Below are 8,232 nucleotides of genomic sequence, written 5' to 3'. Positions count from 1 at the left end.
GGGTGGGGGCGCTGGCGATGGACCGGGCGCTGTCGGGGGTGCATGACTGGGCCGGGGACGGCCTGGGCGATGGCGGGGGCGCGTTTGGCGATGCGCTGGGCTTTGTCGGCTATCCCCTGCTGGCGCAGATGATGCAGCGCGCGGAGTTCCGCAAGCCGGTGGAGGTCATCGCGCGTGAGGCTACGCGCGAATGGATCCGCATCACCACGCCCGAAACCGACGCGCCGGACGATGCGCTGCTGTCGCGCATGACGCAACTGCGCGCCGAGATGCGGCGCCTGCGCGTGCGTGAGGTGCTGCGTCGGCAGGTGATCCACGCGCTGGGCTTTGGCCTTGGGCATGTGTGGCCGGACATGGGCCAGCCGTTAAGCAGCGCGGGACAGGGCGCGCCGCTGGTGATCGGGCCGAACGGCATCGCCCGTGGCGCGATCAGGCGTTTTCTGAATGTGGAGCCGCTGTGGACCACGCCCGACAGCTATAACGCCGACATGCCGCTGCGTCCCGATTACTTCTGCCCGCGCGCGTGGTGGGTGCAGGGGACGCTGGTGGACGCCAGCCGCCTGTTTTCGATGGTCCCGTTCGAGGTCTCGGACATTTTCAAGCCCGCCTTCAATTTCGGCGGTCCCAGCCTGACGCAGATGCTGCGCACCTATGTCCACAACTTCCTGCGCACGCGCCAGTCCGTGTCCGACCTGGTCAACAATTTCGCGACCAAGGTGCTGAAGACCGACATGGCCGGCGCAATGGGGGACGAAGACGGCCCCGCGCAGGTCGATACCGACAGCCTGACGGGCCGGGTGGAGGCGATGAATGCGTACCAGTCGAACCACGGCACCTTTGTCATCGACCGCACGCACGAGGATTTCGCCATCGTCGCCACCCCGCTTTCGGGGCTGAGCGAGTTGCAGGCCCAGTCGCAGGAGTTCATGGCGTCGATCCCCGGCATCCCGCTGGTCAAGCTGTTCGGGATCCAGCCTGCCGGGCTGAATGCGTCGTCGGATGGGGAAATCCGGGTTTTCTATGACGAGATCACGGCATTTCAGGAGGCCCACATCGCCCCGGTGCTGGACCGGATGTTCCGCATGGTGCAGCTGCATTTGTGGGGGGAGGTCGATCCCCGGCTGGATTTCGCGTTCGTGCCGCTGTGGCAGATGGACGATGCGCAGCGCGCGGACATCGACCATGCCCGTGCGCGCATCGACGCCCTGCGCGCGGCGGCGGGCGTCGCCCCGATGAAAGGAAAGACATGACCGGCATCCTTGCCCATGACCGCATCGGTTCGGTCCGTATAACGGACGAGGACGGGCGGCTTTATGTCGCGCGCACCCATATTTCAAAGGCAGGCGTCAACACCTACCGGGGGGCGGAAATCCCCGGGCATGCGGCGCTGGGCCTGCGGGCGGACGGTCTGTACCGACTGTTACGAGCACCGGACGAACTGGCGCGCGCGGCCCCGACGTTCAACGCCATTCCCGTGCTGGCGGACCATGCGCATGTGTCGGCGGACAACCCGCGCCGCGACATCACCGTGGGGGCGACCGGCACGGACTGCGCCTTTGATGATCCCTACCTCGACAACGCGCTGGCGATCTGGGACGCCGATGCGATCGCGATGGTGCGCGATGGCGGGCGGCGCGAACTGTCCTGCGCCTACCGCTATGACGCGGACATGACGCCGGGGCGGTGGCGGGGACAGCCCTATGACGGGGTGATGCGCAACATTCGCGGCAACCATGTCGCCCTTGTCCCCGCCGGGCGCGCGGGGCCGGACGTGCTGGTGGCCGATTCCGCACTACAGGAGAACACGATGGCACCCATACCCGAACCCGATGCGACCTTCACCTTGCAGGTCATCGGCCACGCCCTGCGCACCGGCGCACTGACGCCCGACACTGCGCCCGATGCCCTGTCGGCGGCGCTGCTGGCCGCGCGCGCGGAACTGGCGGCAGCGCCCGCAGAACCCCCGCCGGAGATGGCGTCCGACGCCGCCGTGCGCGACGCCATGGCCCGCGCGGTGGAGGGGGAGCGCACCCGCCTTGGCGCGATCGAGGACGCACGCCGCGCCGTCCGCCCCCTGGTGGGCGAGGTGATCGGCATGGACAGCGCGGACGCCATCTACCGCTATGCCCTGGCGCAGGCCGGGCATGACGTGGCGGGCGTGCATGCGTCGGCCCTGCGCCCGATGCTCGATATGGTGATCGGCACGCGCGACGCTGCCCCCGGTGCGGCGCTTGCTGCTGACGCCGCGCCGGATTTCAATGCGCGCTTTGGCGTGACCCGTGCGCCGCGCGTGCTGTAGGCGTCCTCCCACGCCCTGATCCGTTAAAAGTCATGGTTTCCAAAGGGTAATGCCCTTTGGTGGGGGTTCGGGGGCAACGCCCCTGAGGCCATCGGCGCACGCAACACCCGGGCTCTGCCCGGACCCGGCAGGGAGCGCGCTCCCTGCACCCTGATTCGTTAAAAGTCATGGTTTCCAAAGGGCAATGCCCTTTGGTGGGGGTTCGGGGGCAAAGCCCCCGGGGCCAGCGCCCCCGCATACAGTTTTACTGAACAAACATGGAGGCTGTACATGCCTTTTCCCAATACGGTCAATTACAACTGGCCCGTATCCTTTCCGGGTGCGTGGGCGTCTGAAAACCCGCGCCGGTCGGTGCTGGCGTGGGCGAATGGCCTGCGGGCGGGTGCGGGCGGCGTTGCTGTCGCGGCGTTTGCGTGGGTGCAGGCGGACGGGGCATCGGTGCTGAACACGCCGCCGTCCGATGCGACCGCCCCCGCCAGCGCCAGTGCGAGTGTCGCGGCCGGTGCGGTGTCGGCCATTGCGGTCACGTCCGGGGGCGCGGGTTATGACTCTGTCCCGACCGTTACACTGTCGGGCGGGGGCGGCAGCGGGGCGCAGGCCACGGCCACGCTTGCCAACGGCGTGGTCACGGGCATTACGGTCACGGCCCCCGGCACGGGATACACCACCGCGCCGACGGTCACGATCGCGGCCCCGGTGGCGACGCCCGCAGCCCCCGACGGGTTTGTCGTGCGTGAACAGCAGGGGCTGATGACGCAGTACCTGCAGGAAGCGACGATGACCATTCCGCAGGGCTTCATGGTCACGCTGGCCGATGGGGGCGACGTGTTCTGCGCCTGTGCCGATGACGCCGCGCGGGGGGACGTGGTCTGCGCCTCCATTACGGACGGGACGATTACCGCCACCGCCCCTGGTGCTGACGTGCCCGACGGATACGTCGCGACCGGCTGGCGCGTTGCCCTGCCTGCCACAACCGGCGGCCTGATCGCCATTACGAAAGCTGCTTCCTGATGAACGCATCCCTGTTTCGCAACGACGCGCCGGTGCTGGCGCGGCAGTATGGCATCCACCTTGATGGCGTGCGGGAGTATTTTCCCGAAGGCGGCCTGGCGATGGATGCCGATGGTGCGGTGACGGCGGCCAATTCCGGCGTCCCGGCCATCTTCACCACCTATACCGACCCGGTGGTGATCCGCGCGCTGATCGCGCCCACCCGCGCGGCCCAGATCTATGGCGAGGTGCGCAAGGGCGACTGGGTCACGGACACGGCGATGTTCCCGGTCGTCGAACTGTCGGGGCGCACGGCGGCGTATGGCGATTACAGCGCCGATGGCGAGGTGGACGCCAACGCCAACTGGATCAGCCGCCAGTCCTTCCATTACCAGACCTGGACCCGCTGGGGCGAGCGCGAGGTCGCGCGCATGGGGGCCGCGCGCATCGACCTGGTGAACCAGCGCAACCTTGCGTCGATCTCCGTGCTGGGGAAACAGCAGAACCTGACCTACCTGTTCGGGGTGGCGGGTCTGGAATGTTACGGCGCGCTCAATGACCCGCAGCTTCCCGCCGCGATCCAGCCGCTGCCGAAGGTTTCGGCCAACGGCACGGCGACAGGCTCCGCCGACTGGCTGGCGATGTCCGATCCGTTGCAGTGCTTTGACGACGTGCTGCGGCTGTATGCGCAGCTTGTGACCCAGATGGGCGGCAACCTGACGCTGGAGACGCCGATGACGCTGGTGCTGCCGACCGAGCGGCAGCAGTGCCTGCTCTATGCCAACCAGTACAATGTGAAGCTGCGCGAGCTCCTGTCCGAAAGCCTGCCGAACCTGCGCATCGAGACCCTGCCCGAGGCCGGGACCGCACTGGGCGGTGGCATGGTGGCAAGCACGATGATGCAGTTGTTCGTCAACGAGGTCGAGGGACAGGCCAGCGTGTCCACCGGCTTTACGGAAAAGATGCGCGCGCACGCGGTGGAGCGTCACTCCACCTCCGTGCGGCAGAAGAAGTCGCAGGGCACGTGGGGGACGCTGTGGTTCTACCCGCAGGCCTGCGCCACCATGACGGGGATCTGACGGATATGGCGACATCGAACACCACGGTCACGGTCCTGTGCCGCATGCCCTCCGGGCTGGTGCTGGACCTGTATGACGATGCGATGCTGGCGGCCCGCGCGGGGGAGATGCGGCGCGGGCATGGTGCCATGGCGCCCCCGGTGCCGCGTGCGTCGGTGCGCCTGGAGGGTGCGCGGCGCGACCCGCGTTACCACCCGCGCGACAACCGCCTGCTGGGCATGGCGGGCCGGACGGAGGTCCCGGCCGAGTTCTGGACCGCATGGTGCGCGCAGAACCCGGACTTCGCCCCCCTGCGCAATGGCCTGATCGCGGCGGAACGCACGGCCGATCGCGCGACATCGTGGCTGCGTGAACATGGCGGCACGCGCACGGGGCTGGAACCGCTGGACCCCGATGCGCTGCCGGTGGTGGGCGTGACCCGTCGCGACGCGGCATGAGTGGCGGCGTGGCGTTCGATTACGCAACATGGGCGCAGCGTTTCCCGCTGCTGGCGGCGCAGGTGAACGCCACGCAGGCCGCCGCATATTATGCGCAGGCCATGCTGGTCCTCTCGCCGCGTGCCCGCACCGCGCAGGATATGGCGCGGCGGGCGGTGCTGCTGAACCTGCTGGTGGCGCATATCGCGCAACTGGAGGTGCAGGTGGCGCAGGGCAACAGCCTTGTCGGGCGGGTCAGTGACGCAACACAGGGCAGCATCACCGTGCGCACCCAGATGGAGGGGCAGGCGCCTTCCGCCGCATGGTTCAACCAGACCCCGTACGGCGCGCAGTTCTGGGCCATGTCACGCCGCCTGCGCCTGGCGCGTTATGTGCCCGGACGGCCGCAGCGGGCCGCCGTGTGGCCGTGAGTATGAGGGCGACACCCGGGCGGCTTGCTCCGGACCCGGCAGGGATCACGATCCCTGCACCCTGATTCATTAAAAATCGTGGTTTCCAAAGGGCAATGCCCTTTGGTGGGGGTTCGGGGGCAACGCCCCTGAGGGAACAAGGACCAACCGACATGAACCTCTTTGGTGCGGCCTGCGGGGCGGTGGGTGCGGTGGGGCCGGGTGTTCCGGCCATGCTGAAGCTGTCCACCGGCAGCGCGGGCAATGCCGACTTCACCCGCACCGCGCAATATCGCGAGGTCCCGGCGACGATCTGGGTGCAGGCGCTGTCGTCGGACGAGTTGCAGCATGTGGGCGATTTAAGCCAGCAGGGCGCGCTGCGGGTCGTGTATGTCGCGGGCGTCGTGGGCGGGATGGACCGTGCGGCGGGCACGGGCGGGGACATGGTGAATTTTGACGGCGCGGACTGGCTTGTCGTGCGCCAGATGGAACAGTGGGGGACGGCATGGTCGAAGCTGATGGTGCGCCGCCAGACGTGACGGAGGGCACGGTGCTGACGGCGCTGGGGCAATGGCTGTGCGCCACCATCCCCCTGACGGCGGACGCGGTGATGGTGGGGCAGGTCAACCGCGTGGCCCCGCCGTGCGGCACGTTCGCCATCATGACGGTGGCGGGGCGGGGGCGGATCGCCACCAACCGCACGACCTATGGCGCGGGGTGCCGCATCGTGTGGATGCAGCAGCGCATCGACGTGCGCGTGGACCTGTATGGCGTGGGGACGGGCGACGCGGCGGGGCGGGTGGCGCTGCTGTTTCGCGACCCGGCGTGTGCGGACTTCCTGGCGGGGTTCGGGAGCATCGCGCCCCTGCATGCCGACCCACCGGTGCAGCGCGATTTCGTGTCCGACGCCGCGCAGTACGAGGACACATGGCAGGTCACGCTGTCATTGCAGGTCAATTCCACCGCGACCTTCGCGCAGGAGTTCGCGGACACACTCAATGTCGGGATTTTCGAGACCGACGCAACCTTTCCACCGGAGTAAGATATGGCCGGCATTCCTGTTTCTTCCATCGTCCGGGTCACGCCCGGCGTCCTTGCTGCGGGGGGCGGTGTCGCGTTCCTCAACGGGCTGGTGCTGTCGCGCAATGCGGGGCTGCCCGCGTCCGGCGTCACCGTGTTCACCTCCGCCGCCGATGTCGCGGCGATGTGTGGCGAGGACAGCGTCGAATACGATATGGCGCAGGTCTATTTCACGGGCTACACCAACGCGGCGCAGACGCCGTCCACCCTGCTGATGGCCGCGTGCCCCGCCTTTGCCGATGCCACGCAGGCCACGGCGAGCGCCACGCTGTCGGCGGGTGCGGTGCAGTCCATCGCGATTGCCGATGGCGGCAGCGGGTATGCCACCGCCCCCACCGTCACCCTGTCGGGCGGCGGCGGCACCGGGGCGACCGCCACGGCGACGGTAACCGATGGCGTTGTCACCGCGATTGCGGTCAGCGCGGGCGGCAGCGGATACAGTTCTGTCCCGACCGTTACACTCTCCACCCCCGCTGCGGGCGCCACGCCGGGGACGGTGATGGATGCGCTGGTGGCGGGCAATGCGGACTGGACCGGCTTTACCACCGCGTTCGAGCCGTCGCTTGCGGACAAGCAGGCGTTCGCGCAGTGGACGGCGGCGCAGGGTTCGCGCTTCTGGTACGTGCCGTGGGATACCGACCCGCAGGCGGCGGTGTCCGGCACGACCGAAGCCTTTGGCGCGTGGGTTGTGGCGCAGGACATCGCGGGCGTCACCCCCATCTATGCCGACCCGATGGTCGCAGCCCTTGCGCTGGGGTGGATGGCGTCGCTGGACTTTTCCGCAACATCGGGGCGCACGACGCTGAAATTCCGGCAGAATGGCCTGATTACCCCCACGGTGGCGACCGCGACGCTGGCGACCACGCTGGCGGCCAATGGCTACAGCTATTACGGCAGCTATGCCGGGTCGGGGACGGATTTCCAGTTCCTGTCCGATGGCGCGGTGTCGGGGCCGTTCGCGTGGGCCGACAGCTATATCGGGCAGGTGTGGCTCAATGGTGCGTTCCAGTTGGCACTGGCGAACCTGCTGCTCAATACCGGGCAGATTCCGTACAATGCCGATGGCGACGTGCTGATTGCCGCAAGCGTGCAGGACACGATCAACCAGGCGCTGGCGTTCGGGCTGATCCGCGCGGGCGTCACCCTGACGGCGGCGCAGCAGCAGCAGGTCAACAACGCGGCGGGGCGGACCATTTCCGACACGCTGGCGACACGGGGATGGTATTTCCTGCCCGGTGCCTCCACCGCCGCCGCCACCGTGCGCGCATCGCGGGCCTCGCCCCCGTGCCAGTTCTGGTACACCGATGGCGGGTCGGTCCAGTCCATCAGCCTGTCTTCGCTGGAGGTGCAGTAATCCATGAGCGACTATAACATTTCCGACGCCAACTCGGTCTTTACCATTACCGTGAGCAGCCTGTTCAACGCGCCCGTCACGCTGTCGAATTACAGCGCCGACCGCGCGTTCGAGGTGGAGCAGCGCGAACTGGTGGAGACGCAGATGTCGGTCGATGGCTACCTCTCCGCAGGGTGGGTGCCGCAGCCGGTGCACCAGTCCGTCTCGCTCGCCGCGAGTTCGGATAGCTGCCTCGTCTTTGAATCCATCGTCACGGCGCAGGACGTCGCGCGCACGATCTATCGCATCGGGGGTGAAATCCAGTTGCCGTCCGTGGGCCGGCGCTACACGCTGCTGCGCGGGGTGCTGCGTGCGGCAAGCCCGCTGCCCGGTGCGGGGCGGGTGCTGGATGCGCGGCGGTTCGATATTTTGTGGGAGCGGGTCCTGCCCGCGGCGCTGTAATGGCGTTGAAATCCATCGAATACACCGTGGCGGAGGAGGGCGAGGACTGCGGCAAGGTCTTCGTCATCACCCGCATGAGCGCGTTCGACGCCGACCGCTGGGGCCGTCATGTGCTGCATGCAGCACATGACGGCCCCAGCGGTCGGCGTCGAACGCGCTCATG

10 protein-coding genes are annotated in these 8,232 nt (G+C 68.1%); all 10 read left to right on the top strand.

From position 1 onward, the window contains the following. A partial coding sequence (locus tag HNH97_RS16795; protein ID WP_171791648.1) for a phage portal protein occupies nt 1-1,250 on the top strand: 1,250 nt, incomplete at its 5' end. Further along, a complete protein-coding gene (locus HNH97_RS16790; RefSeq protein WP_171791647.1) occupies nt 1,247-2,299 on the top strand; it encodes a DUF2213 domain-containing protein in 1,053 nt (350 codons plus the stop codon). The genes HNH97_RS16795 and HNH97_RS16790, both read left to right, overlap by 4 nt. A gap of 270 nt (nt 2,300-2,569) precedes the next feature. Further along, nucleotides 2,570-3,310, top strand: a complete 741-nt coding sequence (locus HNH97_RS16785) for a structural cement protein Gp24 (RefSeq protein WP_171791640.1) — start codon at nt 2,570-2,572, stop codon at nt 3,308-3,310. Further along, nucleotides 3,310-4,368: a DUF2184 domain-containing protein gene (locus HNH97_RS16780; RefSeq protein WP_110913566.1), complete on the top strand. Its 1,059-nt coding sequence runs from the start codon at nt 3,310-3,312 to the stop codon at nt 4,366-4,368. Before HNH97_RS16785 ends, HNH97_RS16780 begins: the two co-directional genes overlap by 1 nt. A gap of 5 nt (nt 4,369-4,373) precedes the next feature. Beyond that, nucleotides 4,374-4,805, top strand: coding sequence for a hypothetical protein (locus HNH97_RS16775; RefSeq protein ID WP_171791646.1), 432 nt, complete (start codon nt 4,374-4,376; stop codon nt 4,803-4,805). Continuing rightward, complete coding sequence (locus HNH97_RS16770; RefSeq protein WP_244949516.1) at nt 4,802-5,215, top strand: DUF4054 domain-containing protein; 414 nt, start codon at nt 4,802-4,804, stop codon at nt 5,213-5,215. The genes HNH97_RS16775 and HNH97_RS16770 overlap by 4 nt, the downstream gene beginning before the upstream one ends. Before the next feature lie 152 nt (nt 5,216-5,367). After that, complete coding sequence (locus HNH97_RS16765; RefSeq protein WP_171791644.1) at nt 5,368-5,733, top strand: hypothetical protein; 366 nt, start codon at nt 5,368-5,370, stop codon at nt 5,731-5,733. Beyond that, nucleotides 5,700-6,236 carry a phage neck terminator protein gene (locus HNH97_RS16760; RefSeq protein ID WP_171791643.1) on the top strand — a complete coding sequence of 179 codons (537 nt, stop codon included), beginning with the start codon at nt 5,700-5,702 and terminating at the stop codon, nt 6,234-6,236. The genes HNH97_RS16765 and HNH97_RS16760 overlap by 34 nt, the downstream gene beginning before the upstream one ends. A 3-nt stretch (nt 6,237-6,239) precedes the next feature. After that, nucleotides 6,240-7,628, top strand: a complete 1,389-nt coding sequence (locus HNH97_RS16755) for a DUF3383 domain-containing protein (protein WP_171791642.1) — start codon at nt 6,240-6,242, stop codon at nt 7,626-7,628. Nucleotides 7,629-7,631: 3 nt separating this feature from the next. Further along, nucleotides 7,632-8,069, top strand: a complete 438-nt coding sequence (locus tag HNH97_RS16750) for a phage tail fiber protein (protein ID WP_171791641.1) — start codon at nt 7,632-7,634, stop codon at nt 8,067-8,069. Nucleotides 8,070-8,232: the final 163 nt, after the last annotated feature.

Source organism: Gluconacetobacter entanii (assembly GCF_013155425.1).
In the GTDB taxonomy this organism is placed as follows: Bacteria; Pseudomonadota; Alphaproteobacteria; order Acetobacterales; family Acetobacteraceae; genus Novacetimonas; species Novacetimonas entanii.
This window is presented reverse-complemented; position numbering and strand designations above follow the sequence as displayed.

What these genes read in the sequence shown, in the direction of transcription:
- HNH97_RS16750 (WP_171791641.1), top strand. Translation starts at nt 7,632, where the DNA reads ATGAGCGACTATAACATTTCCGACGCCAACTCGGTCTTTACCATTACC.
- HNH97_RS16790 (WP_171791647.1), top strand. Translation starts at nt 1,247, where the DNA reads ATGACCGGCATCCTTGCCCATGACCGCATCGGTTCGGTCCGTATAACG.
- HNH97_RS16780 (WP_110913566.1), top strand. Translation starts at nt 3,310, where the DNA reads ATGAACGCATCCCTGTTTCGCAACGACGCGCCGGTGCTGGCGCGGCAG.
- HNH97_RS16775 (WP_171791646.1), top strand. Translation starts at nt 4,374, where the DNA reads ATGGCGACATCGAACACCACGGTCACGGTCCTGTGCCGCATGCCCTCC.
- HNH97_RS16755 (WP_171791642.1), top strand. Translation starts at nt 6,240, where the DNA reads ATGGCCGGCATTCCTGTTTCTTCCATCGTCCGGGTCACGCCCGGCGTC.
- HNH97_RS16770 (WP_244949516.1), top strand. Translation starts at nt 4,802, where the DNA reads ATGAGTGGCGGCGTGGCGTTCGATTACGCAACATGGGCGCAGCGTTTC.
- HNH97_RS16785 (WP_171791640.1), top strand. Translation starts at nt 2,570, where the DNA reads ATGCCTTTTCCCAATACGGTCAATTACAACTGGCCCGTATCCTTTCCG.
- HNH97_RS16765 (WP_171791644.1), top strand. Translation starts at nt 5,368, where the DNA reads ATGAACCTCTTTGGTGCGGCCTGCGGGGCGGTGGGTGCGGTGGGGCCG.
- HNH97_RS16760 (WP_171791643.1), top strand. Translation starts at nt 5,700, where the DNA reads ATGGTCGAAGCTGATGGTGCGCCGCCAGACGTGACGGAGGGCACGGTG.